Origin of the sequence: Photobacterium aquimaris, from assembly GCF_002954455.1 — a bacterium.
Classification (GTDB): Bacteria; Pseudomonadota; Gammaproteobacteria; order Enterobacterales; family Vibrionaceae; genus Photobacterium; species Photobacterium aquimaris.
The window spans coordinates 1,023,241-1,040,630 of sequence record NZ_MSCC01000001.1; the positions used below are offsets into that span (position 1 = coordinate 1,023,241).

Here is a 17,390-nt window from a genome sequence, read left to right on the forward strand (position 1 = left end):
ATGCATTGTAATTACCTCTCTGATAAGTGATTAAGTGTGAGATTTTGATCAATATGCATTAATTCGATAGTTACACGCCGATTACTTAAATGCTCGCTTGGTTGCGGTATTGATACTAAAGAAGGGCGAGAATTAATCGCTTCAATATGAATACGGTTTGGGTTGAGCCCAAAAATACTGAGATAGCGCTTTATTTGTTCAGCTCGATGACGAGCAAGATTATTGTCTGGCATATCAGCAGCAAAAACATCGCTATGACCCGTAATTAAAATTTTATAATCAGCATTTTTTGCCAATAATTGAGAGGCTACAGATAGGTTAATAATATAGTTAGGATTGAGTTCTACGGAGTTAAAAGTAAATTGATTAGCGCTATTGAGTAAGTTGTAAATCTCTTTGGCAAAGATGATATCTTCAGGTTCAATAGTGCTGTTTCTTGGTGGTTTGCATTTATGTTGTTGCTTGGCATCTTTTGTTTGGTGTTCTAACCGTTGTAACAAATTACGTTGAATAATCAGACTATTAGTTGCATCTACTTCTAATCCTCCAACAAGCTCACTGGCAATACGAGATTCATTTCGTTGGGCTTGAAGGACGGTTGCAGGAAAACACCATTGCGCCTGATCTGCGATGAGCATATCAAGATGTCGAGCAACGAGTACCCACTCAAACTGTAAACCATCTTCAGGGCCTAATGGTGGAAGATGATCAAGTGTCGTTGAACGCGTATTTAAATAATTATTAGCTCCGCCGCCACGTCCATGTTCAGCAAAAGGAGTACAGCCTGATAATAAAAGTAAGTTAATAACTAATAGTGACTTTAAATTATGCTTTAAGATTCTTAATTCCATAGCGTGATCACCTCCATGATAAGAGCAGTGCTAGTCACTATGTTCATTAACAGGAATAGCATTCTCAATTCTTAGTAATTTTAGCAATGAAAGCGGTTGCCCATGTGCATTTTTTATTTGCATGCTATGTTGCTTTTCTGTGAGTCGTTTATAGAGATAAACTAAAGCTCCAATGCCTGATGAGTCTAAAAAGGCGACATTTTCCATGTCTACATCAATATGTGATTGTGGTTTACTAATGACATCATCAATGGTTGATTGTATATTTTGACATCCGGCAGCATCCATATCGCCATTGATTGATAATACCAGCGTATCATTACCTATCTCTAATTGACGTAATTCCATATTTGACACCTAATAAAATAACATTGTAATTGTTAATAAATTTTGCAGTAATTGTGCCAATAATTTTATTTATATAAATCAGTGTATTGAGTTATCGTATATGAAAAGATGAATTAAAAAGTTGAATTTATCTATTTGCAATGCAGTATGATAGTGCTTCTATTTAGACATTATTATTGAAGTGTCTATTGCTGAATAAGTCATGGGTCATAGGTTATGTTGTTACTGAACAATATCTTTAGGACGGAACAAAAAAGTATTTAAATTGAGCAGAATAATAATAATGATTAATAGCAAATGTAAGTTTTCAACTCATTGTTATGTAACATTATTTTATATTTTTAATTACAAAATTCAGCATTGTCATAATTTTGACAATAAAAAACATAGTTTTGCTTTTTACTCAGATGCGAAAGGACTATTATAGCGGCATTCAATTATCATGTTTTTTTAGTAAATCATTAAAACCCAAGGCTATAATATCGTATGAGCTCTAAGCATATTCCTGTTTTTTCCTATTCATTACTGCATCCTCGCTATTGGGGGACACTAATGTTAATGGTACTCATGTATTCTCTTAGTCTATTGCCTTACCGTGCGCAGTTTTTTTTAGGAAAACATATTGGCCGTTTAGCGATTAAATTAATGAAAAAGCGTCGTCATACTATTTATCGCAATCTTGAATTGTGTTTTCCGTCAATGACGACAAGTGAACGTGACCGTTTAGTAAAGGAAAATATTGATAACTCAGGATTAGCTTTATTTGAAACCGGTATGGCATGGTTTTGGTCTGACGAGCGAGTGTGTCGTCATGTTACTATTAAAGGCATGGAGCATATGGAGCAACTCGAACGTGAAGGTAAAGGCGCGTTAATGGTTGCTGTGCACTCAATGAATCTTGAACTTGGTGCGCGTGCGTTTGGTATTAAAAAAACAGGGATGGGTGTTTATCGTGCTAATAATAATCCGTGTTTTGATTACTTTCAATATCAAGGACGCTCACGATCTAACCGTACTTTAATAGATCGTAAAGATGTTAAAGGTATGCTGCGCGCACTGAAAACGGGTGAGCGAGTGTGGTATGCCCCTGATCATGATTATGGTCTAAGACGCTCAACATTTGCGCCATTATTTGCAGTAGAACAAGCGTGCACAACAACAGGTACCAGCTTATTGGTTGATGCAACTGACTGCGCCGTGGTGCCATTTACTATGGTACGAGATGATGATTCTGGCCATTATACGTTAACAATTTGTGAGCCTGTTGAAGGCTTCCCAAATAAAGATCCTGACGCTGCTGCTGTTTTTATAAATAAAATTGTTGAAAAGTCAATAATGGCTGCACCTAGCCAGTACATGTGGTTACATCGTCGTTTTAAAACGCGTCCAGAAGGACAACCAAGCTTTTATTAATTAAATAAAGGTTGCTGATATTGTTAAGCTCATCTTTGTCGATGAGCTTTTTTTGGCTGAAAATCAGTAATTAAATTGGATTTATTAACCTAATAATAACTAAACTTAATCGGCGCTGTATAATACCTATAGCTATAAGGTATTAACTTGCATTCAATAAACTACATCATCTACTATGACTATAGTATTAGTCTTATGAATGCTTTTGAAGAGTCTGTAGCTTAGGCTCTTTAATCATATTAACTGAGGAATCTTGTGCTTTGTTATGCGTAAATTTACTGAACCGACATTTAGAAGAGCATTATTACACCCGCGATATTGGTCTGTATTAATATTAATGGGGGTGATGTACTTACTAAGTTGGCTGCCGTACTTTATCCAATTTCGCTTAGGGCAAGGTGTCGGTCGATTAGCAATGAAAGTGATGTCGAGTCGACATGAAACAATTAAGCAAAATATAGCGTTATGTTTTCCTGATTTATCAATAAAAGAACAACAGCGCTTAATTGCACAAAATATAGATAACACTGGATTAGCGTTATTTGAAACGGCAATGGCGTGGTTTTGGCCTGATATTCGTGTAGAAAGACACGTTAAGGTTGAAGGACTAGAGCATGTAGACCAATTACAGCAACAAGGAAAAGGTATTCTTCTTATTGCAGTTCATTCGATGAATTTAGAATTAGGTGCGCGTGCTTTTGGTTTGAAAAGACCAGGTGTTGGTGTATACAGGCCGAATAATAACCCTTGTTTTGATTATTTCCAGTTTAAGGGTCGTATACGCTCCAACAAATATATGCTTGATCGTAAAAATGTAAAAGGCATGCTTAAAGGTCTCAAAGAAGGAGAGATCTTATGGTACGCCCCAGATCAAGATTATGGCCAAGGTCGAAATTCAACTTTTGCACCTTTATTTGCAGTTAAAGATGCGTGTACAACGACAGGGACAAGTTTATTAGTTGATGCATCTGGTGCTGTGCCATTACCTTTTGCCATGATTCGTAATAATAATAGTGGCCAATATACATTGAAAATATTTCCACCATTAATTGAGTTCCCTCATAAAGCTCCTCAAGCTGCGGCGGCTTATATCAATAAAGCGGTCGAACATTCAATTATGGCGGCACCGAGTCAATATATGTGGCTGCATCGACGTTTTAAAACGCGTCCAGAGGGTGAAGCGAGCTTATATCATTAATTAAAGTTAATTATGAGTATATTCGTTATGCTTTAAAACAAGAAACCGAGCCTAGTGCTCGGTTTCTTTATTAAGACTAAAAGTCATAGGTTAAGCTGACGGTACTATAAATTTCGGAATGACTTTTATCAGAAGATACTTCGGTATTATAAATATATTGAGAGTCGAGCAATAATGAAATATCGCCAATCAGTTTGTTTTTAATATAACCATCAATAGAGTAGTTGGTATTTGAAACACCGTAGTCAATACCGCTATTTGCACCTACAATTAATGTTGATGTAATTTTCTTTTCTGCATTTAAGAAGGCATTAGCAATGATATATTCATGACGATAGGTTTCAAATTGATTATGGTTATATTCATTACGTAAGTAAGTAAATTTAAGCTTGTTGCTCCAATCGATTGTTGTGTGCTTCAACGAGGCAGCAGAATTCATCGACATCGAAGTATTTTGTTTTAAATAAATAAAAAGGCTACTAGGTAGCCTTTTTTAGGCCATATATGATTTTTATTTACTGTATTAGAGAATAAAAAATAGCCGAGATAGACATTAAGCCAATAACAGTGACGAATACGTTACTGATAGTCCCTGAATATTTTTTCATAGCAGGTACTTTCTTTATTGCATACATTGGCATAATAAATAGCAACATAGCAATAATTGGCCCGCCTAAGTTTTCAATCATACCTAAAATACTTGGGTTTAGTGTTGCTACAGCCCAAGTTGTGGTTAGCATAAATAAAGCCGTGAAACGATTAAGCGCTTTATTTGAAATAGTCTTGTTATTATCACGTGCGACTTTATGGACGATACCATTTAGGCCTTCACTTGCGCCTAAATAGTGGCCCAAGAAAGATTTTGTTATCGCAATAATAGCGACAATAGGTGCAGCATAAGCGATAACTGGCGTGTCAAAATGGTTAGCAAGATACGTTAAAATCGATACGTTTTGTGCTTTTGCTTCGATAAGGTTGGCAGGTGTTAAGCTTAATACACAGCTACACACAAAAAACATTACCGTAATAACCATCATAATATGGGCTCGTAATAAAATACGTGAGCCTTGACGCTCAGCATTAACGCCATATTCTTTTTCTTTCGCTACTGCAAATGAAGAAATCACCGGTGAATGGTTAAAGGAAAAAACCATTACAGGTAAGATCAACCATACCGCCATCATTATGCTCGTAGTATTTCCGCTTTGTGGAATAATATTAGCGAAAATAGCTCCGTTCCAATGTGGCACTAGGTATAGCGCCAACATCAATAATACAGCAACAAAAGGGAACACTAAGATACTCATTGCTTTGACAATTAATTGCTCACCAAGACGAACAATAGCCATTAGAGCAACGATAAGAATCAATGCTAAAATAGCGCGTGCTGGTGGTTCAATACCTAATTGAAATTTCATAAAACTTTCAACGGTATTGGTTAAAGCAACACTATAAACAAGTAAAATAGGGTAGATAGCAAAGAAATATAGCAGAGTGATAATCTTGCCCATATTTTTACCAAAGTGCTCTTCAACTACATCTGTGATATCGGCACCAGGGTTAGCACTTGATAGCACAAAACGCATCATGGCGCGGTGAGCAAAAAAGGTCATTGGCAATGCTAAGATCATCATTACGATAAGCGGAATTAAGCCACCGACACCCGCATTAATAGGTAAAAATAAAGTGCCAGCACCAACTGCTGTACCATATAAACCGAGCATCCATACAGTATCACTTTTACGCCAGCCGAGCTTTTGAGTTTTGTCAGCGGTTGTTGCAGTTGTTTTTTGTTGTTGTGCGGTGCCCATTATGGACATCTCCTTTATTTTCTTTTCAGTCAATCTGAATTGAATAAATAGAGCTGTACAACAAGCGAAAAAAGGGAATGTTCCGTGATCGTATAAGCATATCCGTGCTAGTTATCGTTGTTGTTGCTCTTTATCCTATGTTGTTAGCTACAGAGAATGAAAAATAATTAACCATTATTGAAGTAGGTGGATTATAGGGTATAAGCATGTCGTGCAACAATTTTTGCAATTAAAAAAAATTTGTTTGCTTAAAAAGTATTCGAGGTTGTAAGTGGGGTGTTGGAAATGTTGTATTAGTATTATTTAAGGTGAGTTTGTTTGCGGTGCTATTGTTTGTTTTGTGTGTGATTTCGTATTTGTATGACGTATTTTAGTATAACAGTAAAGTATATATTTAATAATATCAGTTTAAATATTATCATTATTTTTAAGTTTATTAAAAAAATATTTGAATGTTCAAATCAAAAAAAGGAAGCGTAAATACGCCTCCCTTATGAACTTAACCGTAATTAGTCACGGAAGTTATCAAACTGGAACGGTTGACCGAGATCTTGTGCACGAACAAGTGCCATTGTTGCTTGAAGATCATCACGCTTTTTAGCCGTTACACGTAACTTTTCACCTTGAATAGCAACTTGAACTTTTAATTTAGCGTCTTTAATCGCTTTAACCAGTTTCTTAGCATTAGTGGTTTCAACACCTTGCTTAAATTCAATATTCTGTGATGCAGTTTTACCTGAGAAGTTAATAGCCTTACGCTCAAGTGCATTAGCATCAACGCCACGTCGTGCAAGGTTACCACGTAAAATTGCTACAATCTGATCAAGTTGAAATTCAGATTCTGAAGTGATTTTTACGATTTCTTTGTTTAATTCTACGCTGGCTTCAACACCACGGAAATCAAAGCGAGTGCTAATTTCTCGGATTGAATTCTCTACCGCATTTTTGATTTCTACGGTATCGACTTCGGAAATAATATCAAAACATGGCATGTTATTGGCCTCTAACCTGAATGTGGGAAATATATCCCGTTATAAATTAACACGTACATTATACCGTTAATTAGATACGAATAAAGGAGCAACAATCTATTGTTACTCCTTTATTGCATTAAGATGTGTAGCTAAAGATTACGCGTTGGCGTCTTTGACAGCACCTGCCAGCATATCGAGCATCACTAAAGTATCACGCCAATTAATGCATGGATCAGTAATCGATTTGCCGTAAACAAGTTCTTTTTCTTTACCGCTGATCACCGCTTGATTACCTTCTTCAATAAAGCTCTCAGCCATAATGCCAGCAATAGATTGGCTACCATTGCGAATTTGCTCACATATATCAGCAGCAACATCTAATTGACGTTGATGTTGCTTTTGACAATTACCGTGACTGAAATCAACGATTAACTTGGGAGCTAATTCAAATTCAGTTAAAGCAGCACACGCTGTCGCAATATCTTGTGCATGGTAATTGGGCATTTTTCCGCCACGAAGAATAATGTGGCCATATGGATTACCAGAAGTACGATAAATCGTCATTTGACCATTTTTATTCGGCGAACAGAATAAATGTGATGCACGAGTGGCTCGAATAGCGTCGATAGCAATTTTAATATTACCATCAGTACCATTTTTAAAACCAACAGGGCACGACAATGCTGATGCCATTTCACGGTGGATCTGAGATTCAGTGGTACGAGCGCCAATAGCTCCCCACGTAATAAGATCGGCAATATATTGCCCAGTGATCATATCTAAAAACTCAGTTGCAGTAGGTAGCCCTAACGCATTAATATCGATTAATAACTTACGTGCTTTATGTAAGCCAGCCGCAAGATCAAGGCTGCCATCTAGATGAGGATCTGAGACAAGGCCTTTCCAACCAACAACGGTACGCGGCTTTTCAAAATAGGTGCGCATAACGATGAAGAGTTGGTCTTTATATGTTTCTTGTACAGCAACAAGGCGCTTCGCATAATCAATAGCAGCATCGGTGTCATGAATTGAACATGGCCCAACGATCACCAATAGACGCGAATCTTTACCCGCTAGGATAGCTTCAACTTGCTTACGTGCGTTATCAACATGCGCAGCAATGGCATCTGTCATTGGTGAGGCTATTTCTACTTCTGCAGGTGTCGGCATTAGGCCGAGACTCATAGTGCGAAGTTCATCTGTTTTCATTGGCATAATAGTTTGCCTACCTTGGTATCTCTGTAATAACCCCGTTAAGATAGCCCAAATCAGCGTTGGAATAAACCAAACTTGTGATAACAAATAGGTTTTTAATGACTAACTGTGGATATTGAGACTGAAAATGGTGATTTTGCATGCAATTATTCATACTAATAAAACGAATAGCATATGATCATAAGGTTGAAAAATTGTTATCAAATAACGTTTTACGCTTGCGTGTCAATTAAACTCGCAGTAAGGTCAATAGAGAGTTATTTAATGGATTGATAAATATAGATATCAGTCTTTTTAACATGGACGTACAGGTGGTGTATGACAACACAAACACAATTAATACTCGCAACAACAGCCGTATTGCGTAATGCCCAACAATTAACGACGATCAGCAATCAAGAAATAGGGCTGGTCTCATTAGATGATCTTATTGCAACTTCGATAGGTATTCATCCGTTAGTTTTTGCTCAGCAAAGCATGTTATCTGAAGTCACCCAGCAGGCACTGCAACAAAAAATAGCAGACCAATACGGCCAACAAACAGTAGCGCTAGCTGAGTATTATGTCTCAATGCTCACTGAGCTATTAGTGTCAGCCGCAAGACAACAAGGTACAGCGCCCTTAAAAGTGCAACTTATTGGTGCTGATTCGAGTGCGCGCCAGCAATTATTAGGGGCTGAATTAGAAACCGTAGAAGTTAATCCACAATTAGGGTTACGCGGTGCGAGTTTTTTTGCTGATGTAAATTACAAACCAAGCTTTTCACTGCAATGTGAAGCGATTAAACGTGCGCGTGCAACCTTAGGCGGAGAAAACATTGAATTAGTCGTGCCGTTTGTGCGTACATTCAGTGAAGCGGCGACCATGATTGATTTATTGGCTGAACAAGGATTATGCCGTGGTGCTAATGGGTTAAAAGTACACATGCTATGTTGTGTGCCAGCAAATGCATTATTAGCAGAGACCTTTATTCATTATTTTGATGGTTTTGTTGTTGATGTTGAGCAATTAGCACAATTAGCACTTGGACAAGATTTTGACAACGCTAACCTTAATTACCGCATTGATACTCAAAATGATGCTGTAATCCAGCTGCTTAAAATGCTATTTGCAGTGGTAGGAAGTACAGCTAAAGATTGCGATATTTACTGTCGCTCAATTGAACAATCACCGCGTTTACAGCGATGGTTGAATGATCATGAAATAACCTCAGTTATCTGCTGATAATTCCAACCAGTGCTATTACCGTAATTGCGCTGGTTGGTTCTTTTTTAGTGTCAGTAGCTTTAGTATCAGCAACACCTGTTAGTCCCTGTGACTTCCTCGTTTACGAATTAATGGTTCGTAATTGAATAATAAGCGCATCAAGTTGGCTGATAAATTGGCGTGTAAGCCAAAAATAGCCATAAATTCCCAATGCATTTGCCGCATCATCAGGGCTTATTTCTGTTGCCATTGTTGGTAGAAGGTCGATATCAGGTAAGGCATCAATATTTGCTAAACTGCTACGATTAACCGATGCCTGTTCGATTTGATTTAAAATGGTAATAATCTGCTGTTGATAAAGTTTTAAATCGGCTTGAGCTAATAATTGCTGCCGACTAATGTCAGAACTCCAATGGGTTTCAATGAGCTGTTCAGTAATACTAATTAATGTCCGTTGTACTGTGATAATAGCGCGATAATGTCCGGCTAATTTGTGTTTTTCTTTTTGGACGTTAGGCAACAAAATGATCATTTTCATATGCCGTTCTAACACTTCACGTTTCATGGCATTTAGTTGTTTTATACTCAACATATGAGCAGATGCATGGGCTTGATACAGCTGACGTAAAGCGTGCAAATTTTGATTAAATAACGTATTCCAACCAGTAACGGCACGGATCGGCATCAATAAAGAAAATGAAATCGCAATTAAGCTACCAATTAAAATATTTGCCACTCGCCATAAAGCTACATTGACTTCTAAAGCGGTATCACCTTGGTAAGAAACAATAATTAACGTCATTACCGCTAAAAAGAAGAAATAAATATTCTTACCATAAGATTTAAGTGACAGTAAGAATACCCATGCCAACATCCATACCGGTATCAGATAATCGAGTTGGTGAGGGAATAACACTGTTAATAGGCCTAATATTGCGCCTAATAATGTGCCGCCTATACGTTGAAAACCTTTATATACAATAGCGCCAGCATAAGGTTGCATCATAACAACCACGACAGTAACAGGTCCCCACATTGAATGCGGAACATGCACCACGGCATAGAAGGCGAGTGTAAAAGCTATCGCTAACGTTACCCGTAAAGCATGAGAAAATTGTGCATGTGATATTAACAATGCTTTAAGACGTAAATACATGGCGTAGCCTATAGCGATTTAATAAAAAAGAAGATAAACATCAATAACTAGCTATTTTTCCATTATAGCTATTATTCCGCAATAGAATAATGGTAATACTATTAACGCTGAATGACTTGACGCGGGATCACTTCAATATTTGGTTCATAAATGCCTTTGATTGCGTTTAGTGCCAGTGCTAATGCATGTTCAGCAATCAGTTCGTATTGCTGTGGTAATGACTGTATCTTATTGGGTAAAAAATCCAATAAGCGATTATCACCAAAAGTGGCTAAGTAAGTGTTACTCATGGCCTGTGGGTGTTTGAGTAGGCAATCAAGTACACCTTCAAATAAAGTATAAGATGTTGCTAAAATAGCGTCGGGAAAACAGTTGTCATCAAGCCATTGCTGCACAATCTGTTGGCCATGTTGTTGGCTAAAATGCTCACCATAGCCAATTAGTGATGTGATAGGCTGTTGATGACGCTCAATTGCAGCCATAAAACCCTGCTGACGTTCTTTTGATACGCCAAGCTCGGCAACCGCGCCCACTAGACCAATGCTGTTAATTGGTTTTTCTAATAACGATTGAGTGAGTTGAAAAGCGCCTTCTAAATCTTCACTGATCACTGATACAAAAAACTCATCATCTAGAGCGCGGTCAATGGCAATAACAGGAACCCCATTGGCTTGAACTTGACGATAAAAAGGGTGATCAGCGGCAAGCGCACTCGCAACAATCAGTGCATCAGTGCGACGGCTTAATAAAATATCAGCGACTTTCATTTCAGTGTCTGGATCATCATCAGAGCAAGAGATGATCATTTGATAGCCCGCTTTTCGTGCATTACGTTCAAGTAGTTTGGCTATTTTTGCGTAACTGCTGTTTTCTAAATCAGGAATAATCAGCCCTAAAGAATAACTGTTACCGATACGTAATGATGTTGCTGCATGATCTGGGCGATAGTTATGCTCTTCAACAACAGCCATTACTTTTAGTTGGGTTTTTTCACTAATACGATATTGTTTTGCTTTACCATTAATAACGTAACTTGCAGTTGTACGAGAAACCCCTGCGAGTTTTGCAATTTCATCCAGTGTCATAGTCGTTATCCATTGTTAATGAGACTTGTAGGTATTTGGGTAAAGCTAATTTTGTGCACTTGATCATATATTGATAGAGCGTATGCTTTACATGTTTGCAATTCTAGCTGAAACGATTCAGTATGCAAGCTGAAAGGTTTCAGCAGTAAGTTAAAAGTGTATCTATCGAGTAACTGGAATGTTGTGCAACGCATGGCATTTTTATTTTACATAATGCTGAAACGATTCAGCTTATTGCTAATATAGACCATAAAATATTAGTAATACGTTGATAGGGTTAACCGATAGTGTTAATCAATAACGATGATTTCACAGAGCATTAAAGCGGAGAGTTAAATGTTATCACTGTCTAAAAATGATATTACGATGCAGCAAATTGCATCCACCAAACAAGATGCAATCAAAGCGTTGGCAGCTGATCTTGAAGCGACAGGGTTAGTTCAGACAGGGTATGTCAACGGTATGCTTGCTCGTGAACAACAAAATTCAACTTACCTTGGCAACGGTATCGCCATTCCTCACGGCACGACAGAAACCAGAGATTTAGTTAATCACACTGGTGTTAAAATTCACCATTTTCCACAAGGTGTGCCATGGGGTGATGATCAAACGGCTTATATCGCCATTGGTATTGCTGCTAAATCAGACGAGCATTTGGGCATTTTAAAGCAATTAACCAAAGTATTATCCGCTGATGGTATTGAAGATAAGCTTCGTCATTGTGAATCAGAGCAAGCAATCATTGCATTACTAAATGGTGATGAGCAGCAAGAAGCAGAATGCAATCCTGAACTTATTTTAAAACAATTTCCGGCGCAGGATTTATTACAACTGACAGCGGTAGCGGCTGGGTTAATTAAATACCAAGGCTTTGCAGAAACAGCCACGGTGACTGATGCAATTGATCAAGGTGCGAGCTATTTAGGTCAAGGCTTGTGGTTAGTGAAAAGCAATAAGCAGGTTAAGCGGACTGCAATTTCAGTGGTTACGCCGCAAACACCTTTTGAAGAGCTTGGTTATCCTGTTGCGGGTATGATCATGATTGCGGCGAATAATAATGCCCATAAAGCCAATCTCGAACACCTTACTAATTTGATTTATCAAGGCAAAATTAGCCAATGGTTAGCATCATCAGCACAAGAGATGGTAACTGCATTAACTCAAGTGACGTTAGAGGGCAATCAAGCCACATTTACCATCCGTAACCCGCATGGTTTACATGCCCGTCCAGGCGCAATGTTAGTCAATACTACGAAAAAATTCGATGCCGATATTCAAGTGGTTAACCTGACTAGCAGCAGTAAGCCTGTCAACGCAAAAAGTTTAATGAAAGTGATTGGTCTGGGTGTGAAATGCGGTAATGAACTGCAATTTACCGCACAGGGAAGTGATGCTGAAGCGGCGTTAACGGCAATTGGTCAAGCGATTGCTGACGGCTTAGGTGAAAAATTATAAACACTGCCAGCATAACAATTTCAACTATAGATTTAGAGGCAACTACTATGCAACAAATTGTAAAACCTAAAGTCGTCACCGTAACCTTAAATCCTGCACTCGATCTTACTGGCAGTTTGCAATCACTATCATTAGGCAGTGTCAGTGTTGTCGAACAAGGTAGTCTCCATCCTGCTGGTAAAGGAGTCAACGTTGCGAAGGTGCTGGCTGAGTTAGGGGCTGATGTTACTGTTACCGGATTATTAGGCGCTGATAACCAAGAATCTTTTTGCCAGTTATTTAAAGCCATGGGCGCAACCGACAAATTTGTTCGTGTAGCAGGCGCAAACCGTATTAACGTCAAATTAGTCGAAAAAAATGGCCAAGTCAGTGACATTAACTTTCCCGGTGTTGCTGTTACCGCTGCCAATATTTTAGCGTTTGAAAAAACACTGTTTGAACTAGCCACAACCCATGATGTGTTCGTGATAGCAGGCAGCTTACCACAAGGTGTCAGTGCTGATATGTGCGCGAATTGGTTGGAAAAACTGCATCAATTAGGTAAGAAAGTATTGTTTGATAGCAGTAAATTAGCCTTGGCTACTGGCTTAGATGCTCATCCGTGGTTAGTTAAACCTAATGATGAAGAACTTGCTGAATGGGCAGGTCAAGCATTAGAAACTCCGCAACAATGTATGTCGGTTGCAGAAACCATCGCCGCTAAAGGTATCACTAATGTGGTGGTGTCACTGGGTGCTAAAGGGGTGATGTGGCTTAACGATCAAGGCTGGTTACATGCTCAACCACCAAAAATGGACGTGGTAAGTACTGTCGGTGCTGGCGATACCCTTGTTGCAGGCTTGTGTTGGGGAGAGATCAATCAATGGTCAAAAACTCAATCGCTGCAATTTGCCACAGCGTTATCAGCCGTCGCTGTTACTCAAGTTGGGGTAGGTGTTGATGATATTGAGCAAGTAAATACCATCGTTCAGCACGTTATTTTAACGCAATAACATAATCGCATATTAGCTTAGCGACATAATAACAATAACGCTAAGCAATATTGATCAAGGTGTAAATATGAAAATAGCATTAGTAACAGCTTGTCCTAGCGGCATTGCAACCACCATCATTGCTGCGGGTTTATTAGAAAAAGCCGCCGCAGAATTACAATGGCAAGCCAATGTAGAGTGCCAGACTACACTTAATACCACCCAAACGTTGACCCAACAGCAAATTGATGATGCTGGAGTGATCATTATCGCAGCAGGTAAAGCGATTGATAATTCCCGTTTTGTGGGTAAAAAAGTTTATCAAGCCGACATCACTGCCTGTTTTGAAGATCCTAAAACATGGTTAACCGTGGCAGTGGAGCAAGCACAGCTATTAACAGCATCTGACACTCAAACTGTTACTAATGAAGCCGATAGTGCGGTTAAGAAAATTGTCGCTATTACTGCTTGTCCAACAGGCGTTGCACACACCTTTATGGCAGCAGAAGCGTTGACAGAAGAAGGTCAACGCCAAGGCTATGAGATCAAAGTAGAAACCCGTGGATCTGTGGGTGCTAAAAACCAATTAACAGATGCTGAAATTGCAGCGGCAGATTTAGTGATTATCGCCGCTGACATTGAAGTAGATTTAGCCCGATTTAATGGTAAAAAGCTGTATAAAACCAGCACAGGGTTAGCACTTAAGAAAACTAAACCAGAGCTAGAAAAAGCCTTTGCAACCGCTACAGTATATCAACACGCTGGCAATACCAATGCACAAACGGCTGACACTAAAGCTGAAAAAGCAGGGCCGTATAAGCACCTAATGACGGGTGTATCTTACATGTTGCCATTAGTGGTGGCTGGTGGTTTGTCGATTGCTTTATCGTTTGTGTTTGGTATCGAAGCCTTTAAACAAGAAGGCACATTAGCCGCAGCATTAATGACTATCGGTGGTGGCTCAGCATTTGCGTTAATGGTGCCAGTATTGGCTGGTTTCATCGCATTTTCAATTGCCGATCGTCCAGGTTTAGCACCGGGTTTAATTGGCGGTATGTTAGCAAGCACCACAGGCGCTGGTTTCTTAGGCGGTATCGTTGCTGGTTTCCTAGCAGGTTACAGTGCTAAATTGTTGGTAGAAAAAATCAAACTGCCACAATCTATGGAAGCGCTAAAACCGATTTTGATTGTGCCATTATTAGCCAGCTTAATTACTGGCTTGGTAATGATTTACGTTGTTGGTGGTCCAGTATCAGCGGCAATGGCAGGCCTAACAACTTTCCTCAACAATATGGGTTCAGCTAACGCAGTATTACTCGGTATTATCCTTGGTTGTATGATGTGTTTCGACCTCGGTGGCCCTGTAAACAAAGCCGCTTATACCTTTGGTGTTGGCTTACTGGCCTCACAAACCTACGCGCCAATGGCAGCGGTAATGGCAGCAGGTATGGTGCCAGCAATGGGTATGGGTTTAGCGACATTCCTTGCAAAACGTAAGTTCTCAACCAGTGAAAATGAAGCAGGTAAAGCTTCGTTTGTATTAGGTATGTGCTTCATCTCTGAAGGTGCGATTCCATTTGCAGCGCGCGATCCAATGCGTGTTATTCCAAGCTGTATGGCTGGTGGTGCATTAACAGGTGCATTATCAATGTTGTTTGGCGCTAAACTAATGGCTCCCCACGGCGGCTTGTTTGTTCTGCTGATTCCAAACGCAATTTCACCAGCGTTACTTTACTTAGTCGCTATTGCTGCGGGTACGGTAGTAACAGGTGTGATGTACGCATTCTTAAAGCGCCCAGAAGAAGGCTCAGTTGCTGCTCAAACGGTACAAGCTAACGCTTAATTAATAGCAAAGAGATTATTATTTAAAGCCGACTTCATTGTCGGCTTTTTTATGGGAGAAAGGTTATAGGAAATAGGTTATTAGGGACGAGGGTTTAGGAACAGCGGATGTTGTTATATTAAAGCCACAACACAACAACCCGTCATTCCCTACAGTGAGGTTACGAACGCGATAGGGAATCTATTTATAGCGTGTTGAATCGTTATTAATTATTATTTATTTAATATGTTTGATAATGGACTTCTTACACCATTAGCTCCGTGATTTAAAACGTGTGTATAGATTTGTGTTGTTTTAAGATCACTATGCCCTAGTTGCTCTTGAACGGTACGAATATCTGCACCAGATTCAAGTAAATGAGTAGCAAAAGAGTGCCGTAATGTGTGGCATGAAATGTTTTTTTTAATATTTGATTTTTTAGCTGCATTTTTTAAACAACGTCTAATTGTCGTTTCATCTATATGATGACGTCTAATTTCTTTTGTTGCAGGATCTTCTGATAATTTATAAGAAGGGAATAAGAATTGCCAAAGAAAATCTTTTGATGCTGAAGGATATTTTATATTTAAAGCATGAGGTAACCATACGCCACAAAATTGTTTATTTAAAATATCTTGTTTAAAGTAATTATGAACTATTTGTTGTTGTGCTTTTAATGCTGGAATTAATTCAGGTGCTAATGTTACACGACGATTTTTATTTCCTTTTGATAACCAAATCATTATTGACTGATAATCATAGTCAATATCTTTTATTCTAAGATAAAGTAACTCACTAATACGAAGACCACTACCATACATAAGCTGAATTGGTAGTTTATAGTGGGGGTCAATAAACTGAAAAAGATAAGCTATTTCTTTCTGTGTTAAAACGACGGGTAATTTTCGGGAATATTTAGCACGAGAAAACCTGAGTTTTTGAGATAATGGTCTTTTAATAATATGTAAATATAAAAATATAAGTGCATTAAGGGCTGTAGCTTGTGTTTTTGCTGCAACATTTCTTTGATTGGCTAAATAAGACAGAAATTGTTCAACATCATCATTGCCTAATTTATCAGGATGTTTTTTATTATGGAATAAAATATAGTTTTTTATCCAATATAAGTAACTTTCAACGGTACGTTTAGCGTAGTTTTTTTGATACATGTATTCTTTTATATAAGTTAGAAAGAGAGAAGCCATATTGCACCTTTTATACTGCTAATACATACAGCAATTAGTATTAGTTAAAAAAGTAGCAACTAAAAGGCAGATGCCCGATTTTGTGACTTCTATCGGGCAAAAAATGTAATAATGTTTTTTGTATAATGACGAATGAAATACGGGCGCAGGTTCAAAGAACAAATTCGGGCAAGTTGTTAATATAATAAGTTGTTATACCTTTTTCTGAAATAGGGAGATTTCAATGAAAATAATAGAATGTAAAATTAGTGAGTTAGATGACATTTCGGATTTATTCGATACTTATCGACAGTTTTACGGACAACGTGAGAATTTAGTTGAATCTCAACAGTTTATACTGGAACGATTAAATAGTGCTGATTCGGTAATTTTTATTGCTTATTCGAGTGAGGATAAGCCGTTGGGTTTTGTTCAACTTTATCCTTCTTTTTCATCAGTTTCAATGCAGCGAATGTGGTATCTCAATGATTTGTTTGTTAATGAATCAGCACGAAAACAAGGTGTTGCTCGGTCACTTCTTCAACGCGTAAAACAGTTTGCTATTGAAACGGGGGCTCTAACCGTGAAACTAGCTACTTCTGTTGATAATATAGAGGCTAAGTCTCTTTATATATCTGAAGGTTACGATAAAGTTGTTGCTTTTGAGCATTATACTCAAAGGGTAGTACAGGTATAACAGA

General features: G+C 38.3%; 16 protein-coding genes. 7 read left to right on the forward strand and 9 right to left on the reverse strand.

The annotated features are described in order from the left end of the window. Window positions 1-11 precede the first annotated feature (11 nt). Together BTN98_RS04495 and BTN98_RS04500 are read right to left on the reverse strand one after the other, a co-directional pair. On the reverse strand, window positions 12-851 hold the full coding sequence (locus tag BTN98_RS04495; RefSeq protein WP_060996420.1) for an OmpA family protein: 840 nt from the start codon (window positions 849-851) through the stop codon (window positions 12-14). Between the two features lie 30 nt (window positions 852-881). Further along, a complete protein-coding gene (locus tag BTN98_RS04500) occupies window positions 882-1,199 on the reverse strand; it encodes an STAS domain-containing protein (RefSeq protein ID WP_060996419.1) in 318 nt (105 codons plus the stop codon). Between the two features lie 486 nt (window positions 1,200-1,685). On the opposite strand from BTN98_RS04500, the gene BTN98_RS04505 reads away from it, so the two are divergent. Then, window positions 1,686-2,612: an LpxL/LpxP family Kdo(2)-lipid IV(A) lauroyl/palmitoleoyl acyltransferase gene (locus tag BTN98_RS04505; RefSeq protein ID WP_060996418.1), complete on the forward strand. Its 927-nt coding sequence runs from the start codon at window positions 1,686-1,688 to the stop codon at window positions 2,610-2,612. A gap of 265 nt (window positions 2,613-2,877) precedes the next feature. Then, window positions 2,878-3,810 carry an LpxL/LpxP family Kdo(2)-lipid IV(A) lauroyl/palmitoleoyl acyltransferase gene (gene lpxL / locus BTN98_RS04510; RefSeq protein WP_060996417.1) on the forward strand — a complete coding sequence of 311 codons (933 nt, stop codon included), beginning with the start codon at window positions 2,878-2,880 and terminating at the stop codon, window positions 3,808-3,810. 76 nt (window positions 3,811-3,886) lie between these two features. On the opposite strand, the gene BTN98_RS04515 is transcribed toward lpxL, so the two are convergent. The 4 genes from BTN98_RS04515 to BTN98_RS04530 form a co-directional block, all read right to left on the reverse strand. Then, on the reverse strand, window positions 3,887-4,255 hold the full coding sequence (locus BTN98_RS04515; RefSeq protein WP_082732075.1) for a DUF481 domain-containing protein: 369 nt from the start codon (window positions 4,253-4,255) through the stop codon (window positions 3,887-3,889). A gap of 70 nt (window positions 4,256-4,325) precedes the next feature. Beyond that, on the reverse strand, window positions 4,326-5,621 hold the full coding sequence (locus tag BTN98_RS04520) for a serine/threonine transporter (protein WP_060996415.1): 1,296 nt from the start codon (window positions 5,619-5,621) through the stop codon (window positions 4,326-4,328). A gap of 509 nt (window positions 5,622-6,130) precedes the next feature. After that, window positions 6,131-6,613: a YajQ family cyclic di-GMP-binding protein gene (locus tag BTN98_RS04525; RefSeq protein WP_060996414.1), complete on the reverse strand. Its 483-nt coding sequence runs from the start codon at window positions 6,611-6,613 to the stop codon at window positions 6,131-6,133. A 138-nt stretch (window positions 6,614-6,751) separates the two neighbouring features. Then, window positions 6,752-7,810: a 3-deoxy-7-phosphoheptulonate synthase gene (locus BTN98_RS04530; RefSeq protein WP_060996413.1), complete on the reverse strand. Its 1,059-nt coding sequence runs from the start codon at window positions 7,808-7,810 to the stop codon at window positions 6,752-6,754. A 318-nt stretch (window positions 7,811-8,128) separates the two neighbouring features. Here BTN98_RS04530 and BTN98_RS04535 point away from each other — a divergent pair, with 318 nt between their 5' ends. Next, entirely contained in the window at window positions 8,129-9,034 is a 906-nt protein-coding gene (locus BTN98_RS04535) for a putative PEP-binding protein (RefSeq protein WP_060996412.1), read from the forward strand. A gap of 103 nt (window positions 9,035-9,137) precedes the next feature. Here BTN98_RS04535 and BTN98_RS04540 read toward each other — a convergent pair whose 3' ends face one another. Continuing rightward, window positions 9,138-10,172, reverse strand: a complete 1,035-nt coding sequence (locus BTN98_RS04540; RefSeq protein WP_060996411.1) for an FUSC family protein — start codon at window positions 10,170-10,172, stop codon at window positions 9,138-9,140. Between the two features lie 101 nt (window positions 10,173-10,273). Continuing rightward, window positions 10,274-11,257, reverse strand: a complete 984-nt coding sequence (cra, locus tag BTN98_RS04545) for a catabolite repressor/activator (protein WP_060996410.1) — start codon at window positions 11,255-11,257, stop codon at window positions 10,274-10,276. 336 nt (window positions 11,258-11,593) lie between these two features. Between cra and fruB the strand changes: the two genes are divergently transcribed. From fruB to fruA, 3 genes are all read left to right on the forward strand, one after another. Next, a complete protein-coding gene (gene fruB / locus BTN98_RS04550; protein WP_060996409.1) occupies window positions 11,594-12,712 on the forward strand; it encodes a fused PTS fructose transporter subunit IIA/HPr protein in 1,119 nt (372 codons plus the stop codon). Window positions 12,713-12,759: 47 nt separating this feature from the next. Then, entirely contained in the window at window positions 12,760-13,704 is a 945-nt protein-coding gene (pfkB, locus tag BTN98_RS04555) for a 1-phosphofructokinase (protein WP_060996408.1), read from the forward strand. A 67-nt stretch (window positions 13,705-13,771) separates the two neighbouring features. Next, a complete protein-coding gene (gene fruA, locus BTN98_RS04560; RefSeq protein WP_060996407.1) occupies window positions 13,772-15,526 on the forward strand; it encodes a PTS fructose transporter subunit IIBC in 1,755 nt (584 codons plus the stop codon). Window positions 15,527-15,738: 212 nt separating this feature from the next. On the opposite strand, the gene BTN98_RS04565 is transcribed toward fruA, so the two are convergent. Continuing rightward, complete coding sequence (locus BTN98_RS04565) at window positions 15,739-16,710, reverse strand: integron integrase (protein WP_060996406.1); 972 nt, start codon at window positions 16,708-16,710, stop codon at window positions 15,739-15,741. Window positions 16,711-16,933: 223 nt separating this feature from the next. On the opposite strand from BTN98_RS04565, the gene BTN98_RS04570 reads away from it, so the two are divergent. Then, entirely contained in the window at window positions 16,934-17,386 is a 453-nt protein-coding gene (locus tag BTN98_RS04570) for a GNAT family N-acetyltransferase (RefSeq protein ID WP_060996405.1), read from the forward strand. Window positions 17,387-17,390: the final 4 nt, after the last annotated feature.